The sequence below is a fragment of the Streptomyces sp. NPDC025721 genome (genome assembly GCF_055558595.1).
The window spans coordinates 94,729-120,092 of the sequence record NZ_JBVHMF010000004.1 but is presented as its reverse complement, the minus strand read 5'-3'; the positions used below and the strand labels follow the sequence as shown (position 1 = coordinate 120,092).

Genomic DNA, 25,364 nt, shown 5'->3' with positions numbered 1-25,364 from the left:
GGAACCACTGTGCGCCTTTTGCCGTTTACCGTACGGGATTAGATCCGCAGGACGCGCCGCAAGGGGGGTGATCCGGCCGTGCGAGTGACGGCGCCGAAGCGGGCTCGGACGGAGAAGCCGCAGGTCGGGGCGGTTGGTCTCGGACAGGTGTGCCATACCTGCGTCGATTCCAGGCCACCTCTCGGCGTGGAGGAAGGATTGGTCTTCTTTCCTGCTGAATCGCGGGATCATTCGTATGGCGACCCTGCGTTGAGCGACGTACACCACGTCGAGGACGATGGGTCACTGCCTGATGCAAGGTCTGACCCCCATCCATGGCCGATGGCCTGAAAGGCTCCCATGAAAGCTGAGATCGCCGTGCCCGACGGCGCACGGCACACCCGAATTCTCGGTGTCGGCGCGTATCGCCCCCGGTCGGTCGTCGACAACGCCGAAGTATGTCGATACATCGACTCCTCGGACGAATGGATCCGCTCCAGAACCGGCATCGTGACCCGCCGCTGGGCCGGTCCCGACGAAACCCTGGGCGTGATGGCGGAGCAGGCCGCCAGCAAGGCCATCGCGGCAGCCGGGCTCACCCCGGACCGCATCACCTGCGTGATCGCCGCCACCTTCACCCACCTCATGCAGACACCCGCGGTCGCCACGGAGATCGCCCACCGGATCGGCGCCACCGAGGCCGCGGCCTTCGACATCACCGCGGGCTGCGCCGGATTCGTCCACGGCGTGGTGCTCGCCTCCGACGCCGTGCGCGCCAGAGGCGGCCACGTCCTGGTCGTCGGCGTGGAGCGGATGACCGATCTGCTCGACCTCAGCGACCGTTCGACGGCATTCATCTTCGGCGACGGCGCGGGGGCCGTCGTAATCGGCCCGTCGGACACACCGGGCATCGGCCCGGTGGTCTGGGGCGCGGACGGCTCGCAGGCCGACGCGATCGAGCAGACGGCACCCTGGGACGTGCTCAAGGACGACCCCGGCCACGCGTTCCCCGCACTGCGCCAGGACGGGCAGCGGGTCTTCCGCTGGGCGGTCTACGAGATGGCCAAGGTGGCCAAGCAGGCGCTGGACGTGGCGGGCGTCGGCCCGGCCGACCTCGACACGTTCATCCCGCACCAGGCGAACGAGCGCATTATCGACAGCATGGCCAAGTCCATCGGCCTGCCGCCCGAAGTCACCGTCGCCAAGGACATCGTGACCAACGGCAACACCTCCGGTGCGTCCATCCCGCAGGCCATGGAAGCGGTGCTCGCCTCCGGCGAGGCCAACTCCGGCGACACCGCACTGCTGCTCGGGTACGGCTCCGGCCTGTCCTACGCCGCGGTGGTCGCCACCCTGCCCTGACCCACCGCACTCCAGCACAGCGCGCAGCGCGACCACTTGGCACCGGCCGCCGCCCCGGCACACAGGGGCGGCGGCCGGCGCCTTTTCCGCCCGCGACACCCGCCGTTCCGAAATGAACGATCATCGGCCGTCACAGCTGCCGGAGTTAATGACTCTACGTACCAGGAGGAGAACGGGGCCCGCCCGGAATCTCGCGCGACCGGGCGCGCACCGCTCTCCCTCTCCCCACTGGTGACGTGTGACGAAGAAGGCGGGTAGCTGATGAAAGCCCTGGTCACAACGGACAACGCGGACGGCCGACTCCGGCTCGACCCGGTCGACGAGCCGGAACCGCTGCCCGGACAGGCCCTGATCGCGGTCAGCGCGGTGGCCGTCAACCGCGGCGAGCTGTCCGTGCTCGACGAGCTGCCCCCCGGCTCCCGGATCGGCTGGGACGTCGCGGGCACCGTACTGCGCCCGGCGGCCGACGGATCGGGCCCGGCCGCGGGCACCCGCGTCGTCGGCCTCGCCGACCGCGACGGCTGGGCGGAGCGCGTCGCCCTCGACACCCGCAGGCTCGCCCGGCTGCCCGACGCCGTCGACTGGGCCGCCGCGGCGGCCCTTCCCGTCGCGGGCCTCACCGCTCTCTACGCCCTCCAGCGGGCCGGCCGTCTGATCGGCCGCACCGTACTGATCACCGGCGCGGGCGGGGGAGTCGGCCGGGCCGCCGTCCAGCTCGCCGCCGCCGCGGGCGCCCACGTGATCGCCTGGGTCGGCTCCCCGGACCGCGCGACCGGTCTCGCCGCCCTCGGCGCCGATGTCGTCGCGACCTACGGCACCGACCCCGGCGTGCCCGTCGACATCCTGCTCGACAGTTGCGGCGGCTCCGTCCTGACCTGGGCCTTCGAGTCCGTCGCCCCCGGCGGCAGCGTGGTCGTCTACGGCAACACCGCGCGGGCCGAGTTACGCCTTCCCCGCGACTGGGGGCGCGCCCGGCCCGGTGTCAGCCTCCACTACGTCTTCCTCTTCGACGAGATCACCCGCCACGACGTCGGCCACGACCTGGCCTTCCTGCTCCAACTCGTCACCGAGGACCGGCTGGACCCCCAGGTCGCCCTGGTCGGCTCATGGACCGATCCGACGCCCGCGCTGCGGTGTCTGGACCGCCGTCAGGTCAACGGCAAGGTGGTGCTGGCCCTTTGACCCGGGCAGCTCCCGGATGTTCACCGCGCGGAGGGATCGTGCGACCTCCGCGCGGTGAACGTGTCAGCGGCAGGGGCTACTTGGCCCAGGGGGACTGCTTCTCGTAGCGGGGCCGCCAGGTCTTGCGGAAGAGGAAGCGCACGGGCGGCGGAACGAGCGCCAGCACCTTCTGCTCGGTCGCGGCCGGCGCCGAATCCAGGAGCCAGGGGAAGAACGTCGCCGCCCCCTTCGTCCCCACCTGCCTGCGCTGTTCCGCCCCGAAGGCGTCCCACTGCTTGGCGGTCACCACGGCCCCCACCAGCGGCAGCCCCGCGTCCTCCTCGTGGTCGAAGTGCGCCGTCAGCGCGTCCCGCAGCCGCTCCACGTCCTGGCTCAACCCGGCCGTGTCACCCGCCGCGAGCCGCGCATCGACCGCCGCGATCAGCGGATCGAGCACCGCGTGCTCGGCCTCCATTGCGTCCAGCAGCGCGACCCGCTCGGGGTCGCTTCCGATCCGCCCGCGCATGGCGGGCCACAAGGTGGTGTCCTCGGCGGTGTGGTGGATGTCCAAGTAGTAAGTGAAGTTCTTCCAGCCCTCTTTGAAGGCCCGCGGACTCCCGGCCTTGTGGTCGGCGGCCGTGACCAGCCTGCCGAGGTCGCGCCGGAAGGCGTCGTGCACCGCGTACATCATGGTGAAGTCGAGCCGGGACTGCGCATCCGACGGGGTGTAGGTACTCATGCGTGCCTCCTGATGAGTGCGTGCGCGGGTACGTGGTCAGATGGTGGCACCGACGCCTGTCACGGTGCTTCCTCCTCAGGAACCCCGAGGCCCGCGGCGGCGGCGACTTCCGCGCCGATCGGGGCGAACCTCGCGATAAGGAGGCCGACTTCGGCCGCGGCCCCTCGTCGCGGGGCCCGGCACGTCACCCCGCCGCGGTCCGCAGCGCCGCCTCCAGCCGCGGTCCCGTGTACTGCCTCACCCATGCCAGATGCTCACCCCCGGTCCCTCGCGGCACCACCTCGACGAGCATGATCAGGAAGAGGTAGCAGCGGTACAGCGCGATCCGCCGCCGGGCCGCCGCGTCGAAGTCCGTACGCCCGCCGCCCGCGCCGTATCCGGCGAGGAAGGCGGAGTCGCGCTCGATGTCGTCGCGCCCGATCGACAGCGACGCGAAGTCCGCCAGCGGGTCGCCCCAGAACATCCGCTCGCCGTCGATGAGACCGCTGACCGTACGGGCGCCGGCGGGACCGTGGAGCAGGATGTTGCCCGGCCACAGGTCGAAGTGGACCAGCGCGGGCTCGGTGATCTCGTCGAGCACGGGCGCCGCCGTCGCCAGCGCGGCGCGGATCTCGGCGACCGGGAGCGGCAGCCAGGGTCCGTACCGCTCCGCGTCGGCCAGGACGGCGTCGGTCATGGCCGTGAAGGCGGGCCGCCAGCGGGAGTCGAGCGGGGCGAGGGTCTGCGCCGGGTAGCCGAAGGCCGGTCCGCGCACCGAGTGCAGCCGGGCCAGCAGGCCGCCGGTCTCCCGCCACAGCCGCGCGCGCTCGGCCTCGCCGACGCCCTCCGCGGCCTCTCCCGCCGCCGACCAGGTGACACCGGGGCAGTGCGTCATCAGCAGGAAGGGAGCGGCCTGTTCGCTCCCGTCGTCGTACTCGGCGTGCACCACGCGCGGCGCGGGCACCCCCGCCGTGGCGGCGCCCTCGTAGAACCGGGCCTCGCCGCGCAGCAGTTCGCGTTCGTAGCCGAGCTTCGGGACCCGCGACGGCGGCGGGACCTTGAGCACGAGGACGGCGCCGTCGGTGAGTTCGACGCGGTGCATCGCGTTGTACGTGCCGCCCTGGAGCGGCGCGTGTCCGGCGATCCCGGCCGCCGGGATTCCGGCGCGCTCCAGCGCTCCGGTCACCGTGTCGTCCCGCGTCAGCGGTGCCATCCGCCCCTCCCCGTGGTCGCCTTCCGTGGGGCCGAACCCTACGCGGTCGCCAGTCCCCAGCCGAGCGCGCCCACGGCGGCGGCCGCGTAGGCCCACACGGCGGCGAGCACGATCCGCCGCCGGACGGACTCCGACCAGGGCGTACGGGCCAACAGCCAGGCCAGCGCGGGGAGTACGAGGACCGCGTGCAGGCTCACTGCGTGCAGCGGCTTGAGGGCGCCGGTCGAGTGGTACGCGGCCTGCTGGTCGCCGGTCCTGGTGTCGACGACACCGTGGGCGATCATCGCGGCGCCCGAGAGCAGGCCGACCAGCAGCAGCGCGAATCCGGCGCGCAGCGCGAGCGGCATTCCGGCGGGTCCGGCGGGCCGGGTGCGGAAGGCGGCGACCGCGAAGGCGGTGAGGACCACGACGAGCAGCGCGCCGCCGACGGCCAGCGACATGGCGACGGCGGCGTTCACCGGCGTCTCCACGTTGAAGTGCGAGGGCACGTGCCGCCACGCCTGCACGGTGATCCCCGCGACCTCCAGGACGCAGTCGGCCGCGAAGAGGGCGAGCAGCGTGGAGCGGGTCCGCTCGCCGATCCGCACGTACGAGGTCACCCGGGCGAGCGCGATCAGGGTCAGGCCGAAGGACACCCCGAAGGTGAAGGGCTTGCGCCAGGAGACCGGGCCGTCCCACGGCCCGCCGTCCACCGCGAAGACTCCCAGGTGGAACAGGCCCGACACGATGAGCGCGGCGCCGACCGCGTACGCCGCCCGCTCGGCGCCGCGCACGGGGAGGCGGCCGGGCGGCGGGACGACTGCTGCTGCCGTGGCGGACATGGCGCGGGACTCCTGACCGAGGGGGCCCCGGCGGCGCTCCCGGCCGGGGAGTCTCGGACGCGGCGCGGCCGGGACGCGCTCACGGTAGGCGGCGGGCGGGGCGCGCCGCGTCGTCGCGCGGGAGGCGGTCGCGCTGCTCCCGGTGGAGTACGCGCCCGCCTTCAGGACCCCCGCACCGCTGATCGGCCGTCAGAAGGGTCCGGCGGTCGGGTGGTTCCGGGCGTGCCGTGATTGGGCTGGTCGCACAACGGTCATAGTGTCTGAAAATATGCTTAAAAGTCTCCCCGGGTCGCGCAGGCGACAGGGGCGGCAGGAGCGAGGGCGAGGAGTGTCATGACCCAGCAGACGGGCGGCCGGATCGCGGAACCGCGCGACGGCGCCGACTCCGCGGAAGCGGCGGACGGCGGCGGACGCACGCGCCGCAGACGACTGCTGCCGTGGAAGCACAAACGGGATCTGACCCCGACGCAGCTCCGCCGCCGCCGGCTGGTCACCCGCGGCGCGCTCGGCGTCTGCGTGGTGTGCGTCGGCACCGTGGGCTGGTCGGTCGGCCAGGCGCTGACCTACCCCGGCAAGGACAGCAACGTGGCCAGGCTCGCCGAGTGGGCCCGCGACCACGAGCTGGGCTTCGTGGTCAACAAGCTGGAGGACGTCCAGTACAAGATGAACCCGCCGAAGGTCGGCGGCTCGCTGTCGGCCGACGCGCTGGCCCGGATGAAGGCCACCGCGCCCGCCACCACCGCCGCGGGCACCGCCCCGGAGGGAGCGCCCGCGGCCCCCGCGGCGCCGGTCATCCCGCTGCGCGCCCCGATGCGCCCGCTGGTCACCCCCGGCCTGCCGGGCGAGGGCGTCTTCCGTACCCTGTCCAGCGCCCACGGCCAGCCGATCGTCCAGGGGACGTACGTCAGGCCGGACGGCGACCACACCTCGTACGAGGCGGCCGTCGCCTGGATCAGCGGCAAGCACGCGCGCTTCCAGCTCCACCCCGGATTCCGCGAGCCCGGCGGCACCTTCTCCGTACCGCCCAACATCCCCAAGGGACAGCGCACCGGTCTGGTCGCCACCTGGAACGGCGGCTTCCGGGTCACCGACGGCGGCTCGCGCGGCGGCTTCTACCTCAACGGACAGACGGCGGGCGACCTGCGCGACGGCACCGCGTCCGAGGTCTTCTACAAGGACGGCTCGATCCGCATCGGGGTCTGGGGCCGCGATGTGCACATGACCAAGGACGTCGTCGGCGTACGCCAGTGCCTGGAGCTGATGGTCGACGACGGCCGGGTGGTGTCCGACATCGGCGACGACTCCAAGTGGGGTGTCACCGACCAGAGCAAGATGTTCGTCGAGCGCTCGGGCGTCGGCATCACCGCACAGGGCGACATCATCATGGTGGTCGGCCAGGCCCTGTCCGCGCGGACCCTCGCCGAACTGATGCAGCACGCCGGGGCGGTCCGCGCCATGCCGCTGGACATGAACCGCGCGTGGCCGTCCTTCATGTCCTACGACAGCGGCAAGAATCCGGCCGACCCGAAACCCACCAACATCCTCGACTTCGAGGACCCGCCGGACCGCTACTACACCCAGGCCACCCGCGACTTCGTGGCCGTCTACGCCCGCTGACCGTACGCAAGGCGGCGGCCCGTCGGCACGGCCGGGTACGGCGCTACGCCATCTGGTCGGCCGCCGCCGCCTCGGTGAAGGCGCGGATCCTGGCGGTGGCGCGGGACGCCCGCCACACCGGACCCCAGTCCAGCGGCGGTGTGTCGTGGAAGGGGACGTAGACGACGTCGGGGCGGGCGGGGAACCGGGTGGCGTGCGCGCCCACCGGGAAGACCCCCTGGCCCGCCCCGACCAGGGTCAGCACCTCCTGGAAGGTCGCCGCCGAGCGGCCGACCGGGATCGCCAGGCCCGCCGGGGTCTGCTGCGGCGTCCCCGGCTCGCGCCAGTAGTCGGGCAGCGAGCACGGCGCTTGCAGCACCTCGGTGCGCGCCAGATCCTCCACCGAGACCGTGCCGCGCTGGGCGAACGGATGCGTGGCGGGGACCGCCAGCATGCGCGGCTCCGACAGCAGCACGGGACCGTTGGCCAGATCCGGGCCCGACAGCGGCAGGCAGGCGATCAGCACCTCCAGCGCGTCGGCGCGCAGCCGTTCCAGCGCCTCGGTCATCTGGACCTCGCGGATCTCCACCTCGCAGCCCGGATGCCGGGTACGGAACCGCTCGGTCGCCCTGACCAGCAGCTGACTCGCCGCCGCGCCCACGAAGCCCACCCGCAGCAGCCCGGTCACCCCGCGTCCCTCGGCCACGGCCGTCGCCAGCGCCGCCTCCAGCCGCTCGAACGCGGGCCGCAGGTCGTCGTGGAGGCGCCGGCCGATCGGGGTCAGCACCACGCTGCGGCTGGTGCGCTCGAACAGCGGCGCCCCGACACGGCGTTCGAGCTTGCTGATCACCTGGCTGACCCGGGCCGTGGTCACCCGCAGCCGCATGGCGGTCCGCCCGAAGTGCAGCTCCTCGGCGAGGGTCAGGAACGTCTCCATCTCGTACCGCTCCATGCAGGCCCCCTTCCTGGTGCCGTCGAGGCATGTGTGAGCGCGCTGTTAAATCGTACTTAACGATCATTCCATGAAGTGGAGTTGATCCTCCCGCCCGCGTCAGGGAAGTCGGTTGACACCGCCCGCCCGAGCTGCCTAGCGTCGTGCCCGTATGTGACTGCTATTCAGATGAAAGAACGCCTCGGAGTGAGGCGGAGAGCGGGGACCGTGGCAGAGCAGCAGCAGCGTCGCGTGGTGGTGTCGGGCGGCGGGACCGGAATCGGACGGGCCACCGCGGCGGCCTTCGCCGCCGACGGCGACCGGGTGACCGTCCTCGGCCGCCGCGAGGGCGTCCTGCGCGCCGCCGCCGAGGAGCTGAACGAGGAGTACGGCAAGGGGCGCGTCGACCTCTTCGCCGCCGACCTCACCGAGCCGGAACAGGTGCGCGCGGCAGCCGCGTTCATCACCGCCGAGGGCCCCGTGGACGTCATCGTCACCAACGCGGGCGGCAACGCCGCCTTCGACGACGACGGCACCCTGGAGGGCATCGCCGACGGCTACCGGCGCAACTTCGCCGCCAACGTCCTGACGGCCGTCCTGCTCACCGAGGCGCTGCTGCCGTCCGTACGGCGGCCCGGCGGGCGGATCGTCCACCTGTCCTCGATCGCGGCGGTACGCGGCCCCGGCTCGTACGGCGGCGCGAAGGCGGCCGTGCACGCCTACACCTTCGAACTCGCCCAGCGGCTCGGCAAGGACGGCATCACCGTCAACGCGGTGGCGCCCGGCTTCGTCGGCGACACCGAGTTCTTCGGCGACCGCGGCACCCCGGGGTTCATCGCCTCCCGCGTCGCCCAGACGCTCACCGGCAACCCCGGCAGGCCCAGCGAGATCGCCGCCGCGATCAAGCACCTGGCCGCGCCCGAGGCCGCGTACACCACGGGACAGATCCTGCACGTCAACGGCGGTGCGATGCTGGGCCGTTGACCGCTCGAACGCGCCCGGGCGGTCACGCGGCCGAGCGGACGCCCCCGCCGCGTCGAGCCGGGTGTCCGCGCTGTCCAGGATGCGGCGGGCGGTGTCCGCGTGCCCACGACGGTCTGGTCGAGCGCCGCCGGCAGCATCCCCGGCATGATCGTGCCGAACACGATGTTGCGCTGACGCACACTCGGAGCGGGCGGCGCCGCCTCCTCGGTCACGGGACCGGTCTCACCGACGGTACTCGCACCAGCACCAGCACCAGCACCAGCACCCTCACGCTGCGCCCCGCACCCCGCAGCCGTCCGCCCAGGTGAGCGGGAAACCAGGGGTGACGGGAGCGGACCACGTCGTAGGCTCGGAGGCATGGCTGGTGACGAGGGGAAGCCCGCGGGCGGCGGGAGCGTACGGGTGGACAGTTGGATCTGGTGCGTCCGGCTGACCAAGACGCGCTCGATCGCCGCCGCGGCGTGCAGGGCCGGACACGTCCGGGTGAACGGCGAGCGCGTGAAGCCCGCCCAGGCCGTACGCGTCGGCGACGAGGTACGGCTGCACCATGCGGGCCGTGAGCGGATCGTGGTCGTCTCCAAGGTGCTGAGCAAGCGGGTCGGCGCGCCCGCGGCGGCCGAGTGCTTCGTGGACAACAGCCCGCCACCGCCCCCGCGCGAGGACGTCCTGGCGCTGGGCCTGCGCGACCGCGGCACCGGACGGCCGACCAAGCGCGACCGGCGCGAGCTGGAACGGCTGCTGCACGGCAGCGCGCGGCCCGGCGACGGCGGCCGGCCCGGCGGGACCCCGCGTCCGCGCGGCGGCGCCCGGCGTCCCGCGGACGGCTGAGGAGTGGGCGGGGTCCCGCGGACGGGTGAGGGGTTCCCGGCGTCCCGCGGACGGCTGAGCGGCGCCCGTGTGACCCGCGAGAGTCCTGCGTCGGACCCTGGCTGATGGCTCAGAGCGTCTGAGCGCACTGAGCGGTGCTGGGCGGCTGAGGACCCCGGCGGGACCGGCCGTACGCCGGATCAGTACGACTGGAGTTCCAGGAGGTTGCCGTCCGGGTCGCGCAGATGCGCGGTCCGCATCGACGGGCCCCACTCGGGGCGGTCGGCCGGGGGAGCGACCGGCCGTCCGCCGTGCCGCAGGCACAGCTCGTACCCGGCGGTGACGTCCGGCACCCGGCTGACCAGCACGGCCCGGTCCCGGGCGGGCGGCGGGTCGGCGGGCAGGCCGGTGCCGCCCGTCACCTCGGCCATCGCGGCCCGGTCGAAGAGGGAGAGGACGCCCTCGGCGCCGACGTCCCAGCTCGCGTAGGGGCCGCTCTCGCCGCCGCGGGTCAGCGCGGCGCCGACGAGACCGGGGAGCACGGCGTCGTAGAAGCGGAAGGTGTCGGCGAACCGGCCGACGAGCAGGCGCGGGTGGAGCGCGTCCATCGGGAGACCTCACTCGGTGCGTACGGGATGATGAGTGACGGGATCATAGGTGCTGACCCATCATTGGTGTCAGCCTACAATGAGGTCCATGAACGGAACACCGCCCACCCTCGCCGCCCTCACGACGTATCTGCTGTCGAAGACCGGCAAGGCCGCGCGCGGCAGGCTGGCCGCCGAACTGTCCGACGAGGGTCTGCGGCTGTGGCACATGGCGGTGCTCGCCGCGCTCGCCGACTTCGGCCCGCAGGTGCAGCGGGAGCTGGCAGGGCGGCTGGGCGTCGACCCCAGCGACATGGTGAAGGTCGTCGACGAACTGGCCGCGTCCGGCTGCGTCGAGCGCGCCCGCGACACGGCCGACCGCCGCCGGGTCCGCGTCGCCCTCACCCCGGCGGGCCGCGACCGCCTCGCCGCGCTCACCGCCCGCGCCGAGGCCGTACAGGACGACGTGCTCGCCCCGCTCGACGCGCGCGAACGGGCCCAATTGCACGCCCTGTTGCTGCGGGTGCACGACGGGCTGCCCGCCGGGGGACGGTGAGACCGCGGCAGCGGCGGGGCTGGGGTGTGCTGGGAGCGGCCCTCGCCCCCGTAAACTTGCGGTGCTAGTTTACGGGGGCGGTACGTACCCACGCCCGGGGCCGCCCGACCCGCACCATCGGGTCCCGCCAGGAGGAGCACGCGATGCGACCTGTCCACTTCGCCGCCGCCCGCCGCACCCCCATCGGGAAGCTGCGGGGAGCGCTCTCCACGGTCCGCCCCGACGACCTGGCGGCGACCGTGCTGCGCGGTCTGCTGGACGGCGTGCCCGCGCTCGACCCCGCCAGGATCGACGACGTCTACTGGGGCGCGGCGAATCAGTCGGGCGAGGACAACCGCAATGTGGCGCGGATGGCCGTGCTGCTCGCGGGCCTGCCGGACAGCGTGCCCGGCGCCACCGTCAACCGGCTCTGCGCGTCCGGGCTCGAAGCCGTCACCGCCGCCGCCCGCATGATCGCGGCGGGCGAGGCCGACATCGTGGTCGCGGGCGGCTCCGAGTCGATGAGCCGCGCCCCCTTCGTCCTGCCCCGCCCCGACGACGCGCTGCCGCACACGATGCCGACGTACGACACCCGGCTCGGCTGGCGGCTCACCAACGACCGGATGCGCGAACTGCACGGCGTGCTGGCGATGGGGGAGACGGCGGAGGAGGTCGCCACGCGGTACGGCGTCAGCCGCGCCGACCAGGACGCCTTCGCGCTGCGCAGCCACCGCAATGCCGCCGCGGCCCGTGGGAAGGGCCTCTTCGACGCCGAGATCCTGCCCGTCACCCGGCCCGACGGCGTGGTCGTCACGCGGGACGAGTGCATCCGCGAGGACACCACGGCCGAGCGGCTGGCCGCGCTCAAGCCGGTCTTCCGCAAGGACGGCACCGGGACGGTCACCGCGGGCAACGCCTCGCCGATGAACGACGGCGCCGCCGGGCTGCTGCTGGTCAGCGAGGAGGCGCTGCGCGACCTCGGACTCGAATCCCTCGGCCGGTACGCGGCCGGGGCCAGCGCCGGAGTGCACCCGGACGTCATGGGCGTCGGGCCGGTCCCGGCGACCCGGCGCGTGCTCGCCCGGCTCGGCAGGACCGTCGACAGCGTCGAGGAGGCCGAGTTCAACGAGGCGTTCGCCGCCCAGGCGCTGGCCTCCGTGCGCGAACTCGGCGTCGACCCCGAACTGGTCAACCCCGACGGCGGCGCCATCGCCCTCGGCCACCCGCTCGGCTGCTCGGGCGCCCGTATCCTCACCACCTTGCTGCACCGGATGAACCGCACCGGCGCCCGCCGGGGCCTGGCCACCATGTGCGTCGGGGTCGGCCAGGGCACGGCGGTGCTGGTCGACCGCGACTGAGCGGTGACTGAGCGGTGACGCGGACGCGCGACGGACTCGCGCTCGATCCGTGTCGGTGCGACGGTGCCGCCGCCCGGGCGAAACGGCGGCGAGGGTGACGGGAACCACCTCCGTGACACCCGCCCGCGGACCCGAAAGCCCGGTGCCGTCCGCCGCCGTCTGGGACAATCGATCGCGTGCCTACACCACTTAGCGGACGAGTTGACGCACGTTGACCGGCCCCGGCAGCGGGGCGCAGCTACTCGCGATCAGTGACCTGCACGTCGGTTACGCGGCCAACCGCCTCATCGTGGAGCAGTTGCGGCCGGGGACGGACGAGGACTGGCTGATCGTCGCCGGAGACGTCGCCGAGAACTCCGAGGACATCATCTGGGCGCTGAGCACGCTCAAGCAGCACTTCTCCACCGTCATCTGGCTGCCGGGCAACCACGAGCTGTGGACCCCGCCGGACGACCCGGTGCAACTGCGCGGCGAGGCCCGCTACCGCCACCTGGTCGAGGAGATCCGCCGCCTCGGCGTCATCACACCCGAGGACCCGTACCCCCTGTGGGAGGGCGAGCGGGGGCCGGTCGCGGTCGTGCCGATGTTCCTGCTGTACGACTACACGTGGCGCGACGGCACGCCCGGTGCCACCACCAAGGAAGAGGCGCTGGCGCACTCGCGGGACCTCGGCGTGATCTGCAACGACGAGCGGTTCCTGCACCCCGACCCGCTGCCGGGCCTCGACGACTGGTGCCGGGTCCGGGTGGCCGAGACCGAAGCGCGCCTGGAGGCGCTGGACCCGGCGCTGCCGACGGTGCTGGCCAACCACTTCCCGCTGCACCGCGATCCGACGCGCATCCTGCGCTACCCGTCGTTCGCGCTGTGGTGCGGCACCGAGCGGACCGAGCAGTGGCACACCCGCTTCCGGGCCGCCGAGGTCGTCTACGGGCATCTGCACATCCCGCGCGTGATGTGGCGCGACGGCGTCCGCTTCACCGAGGTCTCGCTCGGCTACCCGCGCGAGTGGGGGCGCCGCGACACCGGGCCCGCGGGGCCGCGGCGGATACTGGCCGGACGTCAGGGCGTCCGCCGGTGATCGAGCACCTGCTGCCCGCCGCCGTCCGCTCACGGGCCGTGTACGGCGCGGAACTCGACGATGCGCCGCTCTTCCCCGAGGAGGCCGCGGCCGTCGCCAAGGCGGTCGCCAAGCGCCGCGCCGAGTACGCGGCGGGCCGCGCCTGCGCCCGCGCCGCGCTGGCCGGGCTCGGGATCGCGCCGGGGCCGATCCCGCGCGACCCCGACCGGGGCGCGCCGGTCTGGCCGGCCGGCGTCGTCGGCAGCATCACCCACTGCGACGGCTACCGTGCCGCGGCGGTCGCCCGTACCTCCGACGTCCACACCCTCGGCATCGACGCGGAGCCCCACGGACCGCTGCCCGAGGGGGTGCTCAAGGTCGTCACCGCCACCGACGCGGAGGCCGCCGCGCTGGAGCGGCTGGGCGAGGAAGCACCCGAAATCCACTGGGACCGGCTGCTGTTCAGCGCCAAGGAGACCGTCTACAAGGCGTGGTATCCCTTCCACCGCAAGATGCTCGGCTTCGAGGAGGCCGAACTCCTCTTCACCCGCGACCCCGACGCCCCCGACCGCGGCGGCTACACCGCCCGCCTCCTGATCCCCGGCCCCCTCCTCGCCGAGGACATCGGCCCCGACATCTTCACCGGCCGCTGGACCACCCGCAACGGCCTCGTCACCACGGCGATCGTCGTCCCCAACCCAACCGCTACGCCTGCCGCTTGACCCCCGCGACACCCCGGCCCCTCGCCCGCCGGGCCCGTGCGCGGCCTGGCGGCCCAGCCCGGAATTCCGCCAAGGCGCCCCGTCCGCCGAGCCAGCGCCGGAACCCCGCCGACCCCCCGCCCCGATCCGCCCACCGGCCTTCGCCGCTGAGTTCCGTACGATCGCTGCCGGATGGCCGAGTCCCAGCAGACGCTCAACGCCCCCCGCAGTCCGGCGGATTCGTGGTGGACGCGAGCGCCGTCCGGCGCGGGGGCGGGCCGGACTGGCCCACCGACCGGTGCCGTCATGCGGCCTGCGGCGGAGTGTCCGTGCGACGGGTGCTGGGCCGGGCCGGAATGACCCGCGACCTTTGCCGTCAGGCGTACCGCCGCTGGGCGTCCGTGCGACAGCCGCCGGGCGGGCCGGCTCGGCCCACCGACTTGTGCCGTGACGTGGCCTGCGGCGGAGTGCCGGTACCGAGCGCTGGTGCGCGCCCAACGGGCTGCGCCGTCGGGCGGAATCGCGGCGGGCGCGGGCGCAGGCCGCTGCGGGGGGTGGGGGCGGGCGCGGTTGATGACCTCCGCCGTCAGGCGGATTCGCGGGGGATCAGGGTTGTTTTGAAGATCGCTGAGCGGGTCTGCTGGGCGGGGTCGTCGATGAGGGCCATCAGGAGCTTCGCCATTTCCGCGGCCATGTCCTCGACCGGCTGGCGGATGGTGGTGAGCAGGGGGCGGGAGGACAGGGCGGCGCTGCTGTCGTCGAAGCCGATGACGGCCACGTCGTCGGGCACGCGGCGGCCGTGGTCGCGCAGGACGAGAAGGGCGCCCTGGGCCATGAGGTCGTTGGCGACGAACACGCCGTCGGTGTCGGGCTGTTCGGACAGCAACTGCTTCATCGCCCGCTCGCCGCCCTCCTGCGTGAAGCTGCCCTCGACGCTGGGGACGTACGCGTAGCCGTGCTCGGCCATCGCCTCGCGGAAGCCCGCGAGGCGGTCCTGGCCCGCGGGGGAGTCGGCCGGGCCCGCGATGGTGGTGATCCGGCGGCAGCCGCGGGCCAGCAGGTGCTCGGCGGCGAGCTTCGCGCCCGCCTGCTGCGCGACGTCCACGAAGCTGATCGGGATCGGCGTGGCCGGCCGGGCGAACAGCACGGTCGGCAGCCCGGCCTCGGTGAGCAGGGACGGCAGCGGGTCGCCCGGCGCGATCGACACCAGCACCACGCCGTCGATGTGCTCCTGCCGCAGATTCGGCACCAGCGAGCGCCGCGCCTTCTCGGAGTCGGCGAGCATCAGCAAGGGGTGCACGCCGCGCGGGCGCAGCACCGTGAGCAGCCCGCCCACTATCCGGCCGAAGAACGGGTCGCTGAAGACCTGCCCGAGGAAGGGGTCGTCGGCCGCGTGGTGGTCGGGCACGGAGAAGACCAGCGCGACCGAGTCCGCACGCCGGGTGACCAGCGACCTGGCCGCGCGATTGGGGATGTACCCGGTCGCCTCGACCGCCTCCTGGACGACCTTCTGGATCTCCGGATCGACATTGCGCGTCCCGTTGACCACACGGGACACCGTCGCCCGCGACACCCCGGCGGACCGCGCGACGTCTTCCAGTGTGGGCAGGCGGGGCCCGGCAGGACGGCTGCTCGTCATGGTCCAGTTATACCACGCACGGAGAGCGCTCTCCCTAAGTCCTGGTCGGACAACACGCAGATGGGGCGGGGTACGGCAGCCCCCCACAGGCCCGCCGCGCCCCGCCCCGGTCTCAACCGCGCGCCCCGGTCACCCGGGTCACGCGTACACCCCGAACTCGTACAGCGAGTACCCGTAGGCCGTGCCGCGCTGCGTCAGATTCAGCCGCACATAGCGGCCGGACCCGTTGACGTCGAACGTCTCCACGCCGCCGGTCGCGGTGGTCGTGCTGTAGATGTCCGTCCACGTGTTGCCGTCGTTGGACACCTGCACCTGGTACGACTTCCCGTAGGCGGACTCCCAGCCGAGCTGGATGTGCTTGATCGCGGTGGTCTGCCCGAGGTCGACCCGCAGCCACTGCGCGTCGGTCCAGTCGGTCGCCCACCGGGTGTCCCAGCGCCCGTCCGTGGTGTTCGACGGCGGGAACGGCGCCCCGTTGCCGGTCTGCTGGTACGAGGACGCGGTCGTCGGCTTGCCGAGCGCCACGTTCGTACCGCCGACCGTCGGCGCCACCACGCGGAACGACTTGGTCTCGATACCCACGTTCCCGTGCCCGTCGAAGGCGTACACGTACACCTTCCACACCCCGAGCGTCTTGGGCGCGGTCACCGTGAACCTGCCGTCGCCGGTCTGTGTGAACGTGACCTGTTGCAGACCGGTCCCGCTGTCCACGTACTTGGTGGAGTACATGAGCTGATACCGGATCAGATCGCCGTCCGGATCGGTCGCCGACGCCGAGACGTCGAAGGTGCCGCCTGCCGGGACGGAACCGCTGTTGCCGACCGTCATCGAGCTGATCACCGGCGGGGTGTTGGCCTGCGGCGTGCCGCCGTAGTCCTTCGCCACCGAGTAGTACATCATCCGGTTCCAGCTCGCCGGGCGGACGTTGAACCACACGCCGCCGAAGTCGTTCTCGTTGCCGTAGTGGAAGATCGTGGCGCCGAGCGCGACCCCGGTGTGGCCCGAGATGCAGTTCCACGCGGACAGGTACGCGTCCCGCTTCTGGATGTCCGTCGGCTCGGTGGGCACCCCGTTCGCGTCGTTCGGCACCTCCCACTCACCGGCCTCGCCGGTCTCGGTGACGATGTACGGCTTGGTGTAACCGCCGTTGATCCAGTCCTGCTTCACATTGCAGACCGCGCCGTAGGAGTTGACCGCGTAGAGGTCGAGCGACGGCGTGTACTGCTTGTAGTACGGCCACGCGCCGGTCCACGCGTCCGTCGACGTCACCGGGTGGTTCGGGTCGATCGCGTGGATCGCCTGCGTCACCTGCTCGACGAACTTCGCGTAGGCGATGCGCTGTTGCTCGATCGCGGCACCCGAGTAGTGGTCCTGCGTGGTGAGGATGACCTCGTTGCCGACGTCCCACATCAGCACGCCCGGGTGGTTCTTGTACGTCGTCACCCAGTTCTTGATGTCGTTGAGCGTGTTGGTCTTGTACGCCGTGTCGTTGACGTAGTCCGCGCCCTGGTTGAGCCAGAAGCCGTTGACCACCTTCAGACCGAACTGCGCGGCGGCGTCCAGCAGCGGCTTGGTGCCCGCGTCGGTGCCCCAGGTGCGCACGGTGTTGACGCCCATCGCCTTCAGGTCACGCATGTGCGCGTTCGCCGTGTCGTTGGACGGACCCCAGGTCATGCCCTTGACGGTGTACGGCGCCCCGTTGACGGTCAGCTTCCAGTTGCCCTGGCCGCCCGTGACGTGCACGTCGCTGGCGCCGGTCGGCACCGGCGGGTCGGTGAGCGGGGTCGGCACGGTGCCCGCGGCGATCTGGGAGACCGTCACGTTGTCGATGCTCAGCGCGCCGCCGGAGGAGGTGTCGGCGGCCGGAGAGGTGCAGCCGCAGACGGAGTTGGGGTAGGAGCCGCCGATCCGGAGGCTGAAGTCCACGAAGACGCCGTGGTGCACGGCCGCCTCCCAGGTCGCGACGCCGACCTGCGACTCGCTGACCTGCCAGATCTGCTTGCCGTCGAGGTAGTAGCGGATCTGCTCGTCGGACTTCGTGCGGTCGATGATCTCGGAGTACGTGTGGTAGCCGGTCTGGCAGCCGGAGCAGGTGGCCAGGCCGCTGGTCTTGCCGTTGTACTCGTCGCAGTTGCCGCCGGGCGCGGTGCCGCAGTGCAGGGTCGCCGAGAGCTGCGAGCGGCCGTTGACGTTCTCCATGATGTCGCTCTCGCCGACGGCCGGCCACGCGCCGGGGTTGCCCCGGAAGGCGGCGCCCATCGCGCGGAAGGACGGCCAGTAGCCCAGCGCCTTGGCCGGATCCGGCTGCTTGAGCGTGGCGGAGATCTGGAGCTGGCCGCCCGCGGGCGCCGCGAAGTCGGTCCGCTTGGACTCGATCCGGCCGGACGTCCAGGCCGTACCCGACTTCAGGGCCGTCAGGTTGAGGTGGCCGTTGCCGTCGAGGCCCACGTTCGCGGGGGAGTTGGTGGCGGTGTCGACCTCGCCGGTGCCCCAGTTGGCGGGGCCGCCGGGGTAGGCGGTGCCGGTGTCCGTGATCCAGTTGGCGGCGCTGGGCGAGGTGCCGGCCGCGCCGGTGAAGTCGTCGCTCCACACCGTGGTCCAGTTGCCGGGCGGCGGCGTGCCCGTACCGCCGTTGTCACCGCCGGTCGTACCGCCCGTGCCGCCGGAGCCCGCGGTGCCGTACACCTGGAACTCCCACAGCGAGTAGCCGTAGCCGTTGTTGCGCACGGTGCCGTTGATCCGGACGTACCGGCCGGTGCCGCTGACCGTGAGGGTCTGGGTGCCGCCGGTGCCGGTGGTCGTGGAGTAGATCGTCGTCCAGCCGCCGGTGCCGGTGTCGGAGACCTGGATCTGGTACGCCGTCGCGTAGTTCTCCCAGTTCAGCACGACCTTGCTGACGGTGGAGGTGGCGCCGAGGTCGACCTGGAGCCACTGCGGGTCGCTCCAGGCGCTGGCCCAGCGGGTGCCGGCGTCGCCGTCGACCGCGGCGGAGGCCGGGTAACCGGCGCCCTCGGTGCTGGACGCGGTGGCGGGCTTGCCCTGCGAGAGCAGGGTGTCGGCGGCGTGCGCGGCCGTGGTGGGGACGGCGAGCGCGTACAGCGCGAGGCCCATGGCGAGGAGCACCAGAAGGGCCGCGCGCAGCGACGGTGGAAGGGATCTGAACCGGGCGGTCGGTGAGTGTGAGGCTCTCATGCCGATTCTCCTGCGGGGGGAGGTGAGGGAGGGAGGGTGCGGCTCTCCGGGACGGCGGGTTCCGGGGCATGGAGCATGCGGGAGAGCGCTCTCTCAGTGGGCAGATGGTTGCGTCCCGGTTTCCGGGGTGTCAAGGCATCGGACACGAGATGACGACATGTCCCGCTCGTTATGCCCTCTAACATCCTGAATCGGCAGGTCTGTTCACCGTCGGAACGTGCGTATCCGGTGCGGATCGGAGTACCGGGTCTTGACACACGCCCGTGCGGGGCGTGAATGTACCGGCATTGGGAGAGCGCTCTCCAAGCGTTCTTTTCCTGCCTGCCCCGGGGTCCCTCCGGCCGCCCCGCCCGTCCGCCCAGAGACCGAGAAATCCGAGGAAGTCCCCATGAGCGACACAGGAAACAGACGCAGGACGTGGCTCGCGGGAGGGGGCGCCGTACTGGCCGCCGCGCTCCTGGCCACCGGCTGCGGAAGCGACTCGACGTCCAAGTCCGGTTCCGGCGACGACGCCAACGCCAAGACCACGCTCACCGTGAACCTGTTCTCGGACTTCGGCTACAAGGACCTCTACGCCCAGTACCACAAGCTCCACCCGAACATCACGATCAAGGAGAACCGCGCCGACCTGGGCGCCCACCACCAGAACCTGCACGCGCACCTGGTCGCGGGCAGCGGCACCGCCGACATCGAGGCGATCGAGATCGGCCAGGTCGCGGGCTTCCAGTCCGAGGCGAGCAAATTCGTCAACTTCCTGGACGAGGGCGTCGACAAGAACCAGTGGGTGCCGTCCAAGACCGCCCCCGCCTCCAGCCGGGACGGCTCCTCGCTCTTCGGCCTCGGCACCGACATGGGCGGCATGGCGCTCTGCTACCGCGCCGACCTCTTCCAGAAGGCCGGGCTGCCCACCGACCGGCAGGCCGTCTCCTCGCTGGTGTCGAGCTGGGACTCCTACTTCTCCACCGGCAAGCAGTTCCTCGCCAAGAGCCCGGACAAGAAGGTCAAGTGGTTCGACGCGGGCAGCAATGTCTTCTCCGCGATGACCGCCCAGGCGCCGCAGGCGTTCTACGACGCGGACGGCAAGGTCGTCGCCGCGTCCAACCCGGCGGTCAAGCAGGCGTTCGACACGGTCGCGGGCGCCATCAAGGACGGTGAGTCGGCCGGTATCGCCGCCTTCACCCCCGCCTGGGACACCGGCTTCCGCAAGAGCCAGTTCGCCACCGTGACCTGCCCGGCCTGGATGAGCTACGAGTTCAAGGCCAACCCGCCCGCCGACGGCGGCAAGTGGGACATCGCCACCATCCCCGGCGGCGGCGGCAACTGGGGCGGCTCCTATCTGACGGTGCCCAAGCAGGGCAAGCACACCAAGGCCGCCGTCGAGCTGGCCAAGTGGCTCACCGCGCCCACCCAGGAAGCCTGGCTCTTCAAGAACAAGGGCTTCTTCCCCTCCGACCAGGCGCTGTGGACCTCGCCCGACATCGCGAACCTCACCGACCCGATGTTCAACGGCGCGCCCACCGGCAAGATCTTCTCCGACTCCGCGAAGAACCTGAAGCCGCAGCCGCTCGGCCCGCACGGCGCCGACATCGGCAACATCTACGGCAACGCCCTGGTCTCGGTCGAACAGGGCAAGGCGAGCGTGGACAAGGCGTGGAGCAACGCCAACGCCGAGATCAAGAACATCGGCGAGTAGTGCCCGGCCGGCGGGCACGGGTGCCGGGCGCCGCTCGCGCCGCCCATGACCCGCCGGTCCCGGCACCACCCTTCCGGCGTCCCGGAGCCGGGCCCCGAGCCCGGACTCCCGGACCGAAGTGGCCGCCGGATCGCGGCGGGCGGCCACCGGATCCCGCCGTCCGCGCGGACCGCTGTCCCGAGCGGGCCGCGCGGACGGTGGGGCACGACGGGAGCCGGCCCCGAACGTGAGGTCCTCAGATCCTCCGGGTCCCTGACCGCCCCGAGGTACCCGTTCCGGGCCGCTCGCGCCACTCGACGGGCCGGCGGGGGTTGCGCACCCTTCCCACTCCCCGCCCACCGCGTACCCCCCGCCGGCCACCAACCAGGAGCAGATGCATGGCCGTCTCGACCGGCACCCCGCCCGCCGCCTCGCAGGACAATCCCTCGCCCGGAAAGGCGGCGCCCGACTTCGCCCCCGCCAAGGGGGCCCGCTGGCACCGGGCCGAGCGGCGCCTGTCGCCGTACTTCTACATCTCGCCGTTCTTCCTCGTCTTCGGCGTCTTCGGCCTGTTCCCGCTGCTCTACACGGCGTATGTGTCGCTCACCGCCTGGCGGGCCGACACCGACGGCAGCAGGCACACCTTCGTCGGTCTCGACAACTACCGCACCCTGCTGCACGACCAGTTCTTCTGGAACGCGCTGCGCAACACCCTCGGCATCGGCGTGCTCTCCACCGTCCCGCAACTGCTGCTCGCGCTGGGCCTGGCCCACCTGCTCAACTACCGCCTGCGGGGCCGCACTTTCATCCGGATGGGCGTGCTGCTGCCCAACGTCACCTCGGTCGCGGCCGTCACGATCATCTTCGTCCAGCTCTTCGGCCGCGACTTCGGCCTGGTCAACTGGTTCCTCGGCCTCTTCGGCGTCCCGCACACCGACTGGCAGGCGGGCACCTGGTCCTCCTGGATCGGCATCTCCACCATCGTCACCTGGCGCTGGACCGGCTACAACGCGCTGATCTACCTCGCCGCGATGCAGGCCGTCCCCTTCGAGCTGTACGAGGCCGCCGCGATCGACGGGGCCAGCCGGTGGCGGCAGTTCAGGTCCATCACCATCCCGGTGCTGCGCCCCACCATCTTGTTCACCGTCATCACCTCGACCATCGGCGCGCTCCAGATGTTCGGCGAGCCACTGCTGTTCAGCGCGAGCCAGACCCCGATGGCGGGCGGCTCGCAGCACCAGTTCCAGACGATGGCGCTGTACTCGTACGACCAGTTCTGGGGGAAGTTCAAATACGGCTACGGCGCCGCGATCTCCTGGGCGATGTTCCTGGTCATCGTCGTGATCGTCGCCGTCAACTTCCTTCTGGCCCGCCGCATGAAGGGAGTCGAGGCCGCATGACCGCCCTGCCGCTCACCAAGCGCCCCCGCCGCCGGTCCGGCCGGGACCGTCAGCTCTCGGCCGGCAAGGGCGTCTACGTCGCGCTCGCCGTCGTCGTCGGACTCTCGGTCTTCCCGCTGTACTGGACGCTGGTCGCCGCCTCGCGGGACAACGCCGCGCTCAGCCAGGTGCCGCCCGCGCTGCTGCCCGGCAGCCACCTCCTGTCCAACCTGCGCCGGGCGTTCGACCAGGCCGACATGCAACTGGCCCTGGTCAACTCGCTGATCGTGGCCGGCACCGTCACCGTCTCGGTGGTGCTGACCTCCACGCTCGCCGGATTCGCCTTCGCCAAGCTGCGGTTCCCCGGCCGGAGCCCGCTGCTGGGCTCCGTGGTGGCGACGATGATGGTCCCCACCCAGCTCGGCATCATCCCGCTCTACATCATGATGGCGAACTGGCTGCACTGGGCGAACCACCTCCAGGCGCTCATCGTGCCCGCCGCCGCCAACGCCTTCGGCGTGTTCTTCATGCGGCAGTACCTGGTCACGGCCATCCCCGACGAACTGCTCGACGCGGGCCGGATGGACGGCTGCACGACCCGGGGCCTGTACTGGCACATCGCACTGCCCGCCGCCCGCCCGGCGATGGCGGTGCTCGGCATGCTCACCTTCATGGCCAGTTGGAACGACTTCTACTGGCCCAAGGTGGTCATGACCCAGCAGAACCCCACGGTGCAGCTCTCGCTGTCCGAACTGGCCAGCGGCTACATCCAGGACTACTCCCTGGTGCTCACCGGGGCGCTCGTCTCCAGCCTGCCGATCATCGCGGTCTTCCTGCTGATGGGCCGTCAAATCCTGGACGGCATCATGCAGGGGGCCATGAAGGGATGACCATGATCACTCCCGAGTCCGAGTCCCTGCCCCTTCCCGGGCCCGCGACGCTGTCCGATCCCGCGTCGGGGAACGGGTCGGGGCCCGCGCCGGGGTCCGCGTCACAGCCCGCGTCGGAGGCGGAACCCGCCCCGTCCGACGCGGAGTTGGACGCGCTCGTCGCCAAGCTCGACCTCCCCGCCAAGGTCCGGCTGCTCTCCGGCGCCAGTTCCTTCAGGACGCAGGGCGAACCGGCCGTCGGCCTGCGGGAGATGGGCGTGTCCGACGGGCCCGCGGGCGTACGCGGCGAGCGCTGGGACGAACGCGACACCGCGCTCGTCCTGCCGTCGCCGACCGCGCTCGCGGCGAGCTGGGACGAGGAACTCGTCGCCGAACTGGGCGGTCTGCTCGCCGCGGAGGCCCGCCGCAAGCGGATCGACATCATGCTCGCCCCCACCCTCAACCTGCACAGGACCCCGGCGGCCGGACGGCACTTCGAGTGCTACTCCGAGGACCCGCTGCTCACCGGACGCACGGCCGCCGCGTACATCCGCGGCGTCCAGGCCGGCGGCGTCGCGGCCACCGCCAAGCACTATGTGGCGAACGACTCGGAGACCGAACGTCTGACGCTGGACGCCCGCGTCGACGAACGCACCCTGCGCGAGGTGTACATGGCGCCCTTCGAGGCCGCGGTGCGCGCGGGCGTGTGGGTGGTGATGTCCGCGTACAACGCGGTCAACGGCATCACCATGTCCGAGAGCCCGCTGCTGGCCGAACCGCTCAAGGGCACCTGGGGCTTCGACGGGGTCGTGGTCTCCGACTGGGGCGCGGTCCGGTCCACCGAGGAGTCGGCGCTCGCCCCGCAGGACCTCGCGATGCCGGGGCCGCACCCGCTGTGGGGCGAGCCGCTGGTGGCGGCGGTCCGCGAGGGCCGGGTGCCCGAGACGGTGATCGACGACAAGGTCCGCCGATTCCTGCGGCTCGCCGCACGGGTCGGTGCGCTGGAGGGCTTCCAGGGGACCTTGTCACCCCTGGAAGCCCACGGCGAAACACGAGCGACCCCTCCGGCGACCGCCGCGCCGGTCGTGTCCGACGACGCCCGCGCCCTGCTGCGCCGCGCGGTCGCCGCCGCGAGCGTCCTGCTGCGCAACGAGGGCGGGCTGCTGCCGCTCGACCCGGCCCCCGGACGAGGGACCGGCCAGGACGGTCCGGACGGCGGGCCGCCGCGGATCGCCGTACTCGGCCCGAACGCCGCCGCCGCGCGCGTCCAGGGCGGCGGCAGCGCGGGCGTCTTCCCGATCGAGGTCGTCTCGCCGCTCGACGGCATCAGGGACGCGGTCGGCGACAGCGCCGAGGTCGTGCACGCCGAGGGCGTCGTCCTCACCACCCGCCCGACCCCGCTGCACAGCGGCAACTCCCGCGACCCGCGCAGCGGCGCACCCGGCGTCCTGGTCCGCTACCTCGCCGCCGACGGCGCCGAGATCCACGCCGAGCACCGGCTCAGCGGCCGGATCCTGGAGTCGGGCGACGCGCCGGAACTCGCCGCCACCGCGGTGGCCGTCGAGGTCAGCGCCCTGGTCACACCGGATGTCACGGGGGAGTGGCGGTTCGCCGTCGTCGGCCTCGGCGCGGTCACACTGCGGGCGGACGGCGAGACGCTGATCGACACCTATGTGCGGCCCGAATCGCGGGACCCCACATATGTCCATGTCACACCGTCCTTCCGGGTGGCGTCCCGGCAGGTGACGGCGGGCGGTGAACTGCTGCTGGTCGCCACCCGCCATTGGGAGGCGGACGACGGCTTCGCGGTCGCGCTGGCCGCCGACCCGCCGCGCCGCGACGAGGACGAGTCGATCGCCGAGGCCGTGGCGCTGGCCCGCGACGCGGACGTGGCCGTCGTGGTCGTCGGCACCACCGACGAGATCGAGAGCGAGGGCTTCGACCGTACGTCGCTCGCGCTCCCCGGCCGCCAGGACGAACTCGTCGCCGCGGTCGCCGCCGCCAACCCCCGTACCGTGGTGATCGTCAACTCCGGCGGACCGGTCGAACTGCCCTGGCGGGAGAGCGTCCCCGCGGTGCTGCTGAGCTGGTTCCCCGGCCAGGAGGCCGGACACGGCCTGGCCGACGTGCTGTTCGGCCACGCCGAGCCCGGCGGGCGGCTGCCCACCACCTGGGCCGGACTCGCCGAGGGCGCGCCCCTGCCGTCCACCACTCCCGCAGACGGTGTGCTGCCGTACGAGGAAGGGCCGTATATCGGCCATCGTGCGTGGCGCAGGGCGGGCGCGGAACCCGCGTACTGGTTCGGTCACGGGCTCGGCTACACCACCTGGGACTACCGGTTGCTGGACGTGCCCGAGGCGGCGGAGGAGACCTCGGGCCACGGCGAATCCGCAGGTGAGAGCGGGGAACGGGACATCGTGGTACGGGTCGCGCTGCGCAACACCGGGGCGCGTGCCGGCCGCGAGGTCGTCCAGGTCTACCTCGGCACCGGGCCCGACGGCGACTATGACAACGGTGGACCGCGACTGGCCGGATTTACCGCGGTCCGGGCCGAGCCCGGTGAGGATGTCGTGGCGGAAGTTCACGTGGCAGCACGGTCGTTCCAGCGGTGGTCACCCGCGGAAGGACGCTGGCGGAGCCGCCCGGCCCCGTACACGCTGTACGCCGGGCCCACGGCCGCCCGGCTGCCGCTCTCCGCGCCACTGGCGTTCTGAGAGAACGCACCGAGACCGGGGCGCCCCCCTCACCTGACAGTCGGGGGCGTCCCCCGGGCACACTCCGGCCCGGTCCTGATCCGGTGGAG

At 72.4% G+C, this 25,364-nt stretch carries 20 protein-coding genes; 13 read left to right on the top strand and 7 right to left on the bottom strand.

Features of this window, described 5'->3' with window-relative positions:
• The first annotated feature begins 339 nt into the window (after positions 1-339).
• Together ACZ4EF_RS08675 and ACZ4EF_RS08670 are read left to right on the top strand one after the other, a co-directional pair.
• Positions 340-1,341: a beta-ketoacyl-ACP synthase III gene (locus ACZ4EF_RS08675; protein WP_355341720.1), complete on the top strand. Its 1,002-nt coding sequence runs from the start codon at positions 340-342 to the stop codon at positions 1,339-1,341.
• Positions 1,342-1,602: 261 nt separating this feature from the next.
• On the top strand, positions 1,603-2,523 hold the full coding sequence (locus ACZ4EF_RS08670) for a zinc-binding dehydrogenase (RefSeq protein ID WP_355341723.1): 921 nt from the start codon (positions 1,603-1,605) through the stop codon (positions 2,521-2,523).
• Positions 2,524-2,599: 76 nt separating this feature from the next.
• On the opposite strand, the gene ACZ4EF_RS08665 is transcribed toward ACZ4EF_RS08670, so the two are convergent.
• The 3 genes from ACZ4EF_RS08665 to ACZ4EF_RS08655 all read right to left on the bottom strand — a co-directional run bounded on the left by ACZ4EF_RS08665 (position 2,600) and on the right by ACZ4EF_RS08655 (position 5,254).
• Positions 2,600-3,241, bottom strand: coding sequence for a hemerythrin domain-containing protein (locus tag ACZ4EF_RS08665; protein ID WP_355341726.1), 642 nt, complete (start codon positions 3,239-3,241; stop codon positions 2,600-2,602).
• A 184-nt stretch (positions 3,242-3,425) separates the two neighbouring features.
• Positions 3,426-4,433, bottom strand: a complete 1,008-nt coding sequence (locus tag ACZ4EF_RS08660; protein WP_467503490.1) for a phosphotransferase family protein — start codon at positions 4,431-4,433, stop codon at positions 3,426-3,428.
• A gap of 38 nt (positions 4,434-4,471) precedes the next feature.
• A complete protein-coding gene (locus ACZ4EF_RS08655) occupies positions 4,472-5,254 on the bottom strand; it encodes a hypothetical protein (protein WP_467503488.1) in 783 nt (260 codons plus the stop codon).
• A 333-nt stretch (positions 5,255-5,587) separates the two neighbouring features.
• Between ACZ4EF_RS08655 and ACZ4EF_RS08650 the strand changes: the two genes are divergently transcribed.
• Positions 5,588-6,871, top strand: a complete 1,284-nt coding sequence (locus ACZ4EF_RS08650; RefSeq protein WP_467503486.1) for a phosphodiester glycosidase family protein — start codon at positions 5,588-5,590, stop codon at positions 6,869-6,871.
• A 43-nt stretch (positions 6,872-6,914) separates the two neighbouring features.
• Here the strand turns inward: ACZ4EF_RS08650 and ACZ4EF_RS08645 are convergent, their stop codons facing one another.
• Positions 6,915-7,802, bottom strand: a complete 888-nt coding sequence (locus tag ACZ4EF_RS08645; protein ID WP_355341738.1) for a LysR family transcriptional regulator — start codon at positions 7,800-7,802, stop codon at positions 6,915-6,917.
• Positions 7,803-8,009: 207 nt separating this feature from the next.
• Between ACZ4EF_RS08645 and ACZ4EF_RS08640 the strand changes: the two genes are divergently transcribed.
• The gene (locus ACZ4EF_RS08640) at positions 8,010-8,765 is read left to right on the top strand and encodes an SDR family NAD(P)-dependent oxidoreductase (protein ID WP_391045812.1); all 756 of its coding nucleotides are present in this window, start codon (positions 8,010-8,012) and stop codon (positions 8,763-8,765) included.
• Positions 8,766-9,122: 357 nt separating this feature from the next.
• The gene (locus tag ACZ4EF_RS08635; RefSeq protein WP_355341744.1) at positions 9,123-9,593 is read left to right on the top strand and encodes an RNA-binding S4 domain-containing protein; all 471 of its coding nucleotides are present in this window, start codon (positions 9,123-9,125) and stop codon (positions 9,591-9,593) included.
• A 179-nt stretch (positions 9,594-9,772) separates the two neighbouring features.
• Here the strand turns inward: ACZ4EF_RS08635 and ACZ4EF_RS08630 are convergent, their stop codons facing one another.
• On the bottom strand, positions 9,773-10,180 hold the full coding sequence (locus ACZ4EF_RS08630) for a VOC family protein (RefSeq protein ID WP_355341747.1): 408 nt from the start codon (positions 10,178-10,180) through the stop codon (positions 9,773-9,775).
• Positions 10,181-10,268: 88 nt separating this feature from the next.
• On the opposite strand from ACZ4EF_RS08630, the gene ACZ4EF_RS08625 reads away from it, so the two are divergent.
• The 4 genes from ACZ4EF_RS08625 (at position 10,269) to ACZ4EF_RS08610 (ending at position 13,831) form a co-directional block, all read left to right on the top strand.
• Positions 10,269-10,715 (top strand): MarR family winged helix-turn-helix transcriptional regulator, encoded by a 447-nt coding sequence (locus ACZ4EF_RS08625; protein WP_391163189.1) that lies wholly within the window; start codon positions 10,269-10,271, stop codon positions 10,713-10,715.
• A 143-nt stretch (positions 10,716-10,858) separates the two neighbouring features.
• Positions 10,859-12,052, top strand: a complete 1,194-nt coding sequence (locus ACZ4EF_RS08620; protein WP_467503483.1) for a thiolase family protein — start codon at positions 10,859-10,861, stop codon at positions 12,050-12,052.
• Between the two features lie 211 nt (positions 12,053-12,263).
• Positions 12,264-13,130: a metallophosphoesterase family protein gene (locus ACZ4EF_RS08615; RefSeq protein ID WP_467503481.1), complete on the top strand. Its 867-nt coding sequence runs from the start codon at positions 12,264-12,266 to the stop codon at positions 13,128-13,130.
• Positions 13,127-13,831, top strand: a complete 705-nt coding sequence (locus ACZ4EF_RS08610) for a 4'-phosphopantetheinyl transferase family protein (protein WP_467503479.1) — start codon at positions 13,127-13,129, stop codon at positions 13,829-13,831. The genes ACZ4EF_RS08615 and ACZ4EF_RS08610 overlap by 4 nt, the downstream gene beginning before the upstream one ends.
• 565 nt (positions 13,832-14,396) lie before the next feature.
• Here the strand turns inward: ACZ4EF_RS08610 and ACZ4EF_RS08605 are convergent.
• Together ACZ4EF_RS08605 and ACZ4EF_RS08600 are read right to left on the bottom strand one after the other, a co-directional pair.
• A complete protein-coding gene (locus ACZ4EF_RS08605) occupies positions 14,397-15,449 on the bottom strand; it encodes a LacI family DNA-binding transcriptional regulator (RefSeq protein WP_401308294.1) in 1,053 nt (350 codons plus the stop codon).
• Positions 15,450-15,587: 138 nt separating this feature from the next.
• Positions 15,588-18,641: a discoidin domain-containing protein gene (locus ACZ4EF_RS08600; protein WP_391118899.1), complete on the bottom strand. Its 3,054-nt coding sequence runs from the start codon at positions 18,639-18,641 to the stop codon at positions 15,588-15,590.
• 388 nt (positions 18,642-19,029) lie between these two features.
• On the opposite strand from ACZ4EF_RS08600, the gene ACZ4EF_RS08595 reads away from it, so the two are divergent.
• The 4 genes from ACZ4EF_RS08595 to ACZ4EF_RS08580 all read left to right on the top strand — a co-directional run bounded on the left by ACZ4EF_RS08595 (position 19,030) and on the right by ACZ4EF_RS08580 (position 25,275).
• Positions 19,030-20,334 (top strand): ABC transporter substrate-binding protein, encoded by a 1,305-nt coding sequence (locus ACZ4EF_RS08595; protein ID WP_391163195.1) that lies wholly within the window; start codon positions 19,030-19,032, stop codon positions 20,332-20,334.
• Positions 20,335-20,711: 377 nt separating this feature from the next.
• Positions 20,712-21,713, top strand: a complete 1,002-nt coding sequence (locus ACZ4EF_RS08590) for a carbohydrate ABC transporter permease (RefSeq protein ID WP_391045789.1) — start codon at positions 20,712-20,714, stop codon at positions 21,711-21,713.
• Complete coding sequence (locus tag ACZ4EF_RS08585) at positions 21,710-22,582, top strand: carbohydrate ABC transporter permease (protein WP_467503476.1); 873 nt, start codon at positions 21,710-21,712, stop codon at positions 22,580-22,582. Before ACZ4EF_RS08590 ends, ACZ4EF_RS08585 begins: the two co-directional genes overlap by 4 nt.
• Positions 22,583-22,584: 2 nt before the next feature.
• Positions 22,585-25,275, top strand: a complete 2,691-nt coding sequence (locus tag ACZ4EF_RS08580) for a glycoside hydrolase family 3 C-terminal domain-containing protein (RefSeq protein ID WP_467503474.1) — start codon at positions 22,585-22,587, stop codon at positions 25,273-25,275.
• The last annotated feature ends 89 nt before the right edge of the window (positions 25,276-25,364 follow it).

Excerpts from the sequence above, each read along its gene's own strand:
- ACZ4EF_RS08675 (WP_355341720.1), top strand. The coding sequence starts at position 340 with ATGAAAGCTGAGATCGCCGTGCCCGACGGCGCACGGCACACCCGAATT.
- ACZ4EF_RS08670 (WP_355341723.1), top strand. The coding sequence starts at position 1,603 with ATGAAAGCCCTGGTCACAACGGACAACGCGGACGGCCGACTCCGGCTC.
- ACZ4EF_RS08665 (WP_355341726.1), bottom strand. The coding sequence starts at position 3,241 with ATGAGTACCTACACCCCGTCGGATGCGCAGTCCCGGCTCGACTTCACC.
- ACZ4EF_RS08660 (WP_467503490.1), bottom strand. The coding sequence starts at position 4,433 with ATGGCACCGCTGACGCGGGACGACACGGTGACCGGAGCGCTGGAGCGC.
- ACZ4EF_RS08655 (WP_467503488.1), bottom strand. The coding sequence starts at position 5,254 with ATGTCCGCCACGGCAGCAGCAGTCGTCCCGCCGCCCGGCCGCCTCCCC.
- ACZ4EF_RS08650 (WP_467503486.1), top strand. The coding sequence starts at position 5,588 with ATGACCCAGCAGACGGGCGGCCGGATCGCGGAACCGCGCGACGGCGCC.
- ACZ4EF_RS08645 (WP_355341738.1), bottom strand. The coding sequence starts at position 7,802 with ATGGAGCGGTACGAGATGGAGACGTTCCTGACCCTCGCCGAGGAGCTG.
- ACZ4EF_RS08635 (WP_355341744.1), top strand. The coding sequence starts at position 9,123 with ATGGCTGGTGACGAGGGGAAGCCCGCGGGCGGCGGGAGCGTACGGGTG.
- ACZ4EF_RS08630 (WP_355341747.1), bottom strand. The coding sequence starts at position 10,180 with ATGGACGCGCTCCACCCGCGCCTGCTCGTCGGCCGGTTCGCCGACACC.
- ACZ4EF_RS08625 (WP_391163189.1), top strand. The coding sequence starts at position 10,269 with ATGAACGGAACACCGCCCACCCTCGCCGCCCTCACGACGTATCTGCTG.
- ACZ4EF_RS08620 (WP_467503483.1), top strand. The coding sequence starts at position 10,859 with ATGCGACCTGTCCACTTCGCCGCCGCCCGCCGCACCCCCATCGGGAAG.
- ACZ4EF_RS08605 (WP_401308294.1), bottom strand. The coding sequence starts at position 15,449 with ATGACGAGCAGCCGTCCTGCCGGGCCCCGCCTGCCCACACTGGAAGAC.
- ACZ4EF_RS08600 (WP_391118899.1), bottom strand. The coding sequence starts at position 18,641 with ATGAGAGCCTCACACTCACCGACCGCCCGGTTCAGATCCCTTCCACCG.
- ACZ4EF_RS08595 (WP_391163195.1), top strand. The coding sequence starts at position 19,030 with ATGAGCGACACAGGAAACAGACGCAGGACGTGGCTCGCGGGAGGGGGC.
- ACZ4EF_RS08590 (WP_391045789.1), top strand. The coding sequence starts at position 20,712 with ATGGCCGTCTCGACCGGCACCCCGCCCGCCGCCTCGCAGGACAATCCC.
- ACZ4EF_RS08585 (WP_467503476.1), top strand. The coding sequence starts at position 21,710 with ATGACCGCCCTGCCGCTCACCAAGCGCCCCCGCCGCCGGTCCGGCCGG.
- ACZ4EF_RS08580 (WP_467503474.1), top strand. The coding sequence starts at position 22,585 with ATGATCACTCCCGAGTCCGAGTCCCTGCCCCTTCCCGGGCCCGCGACG.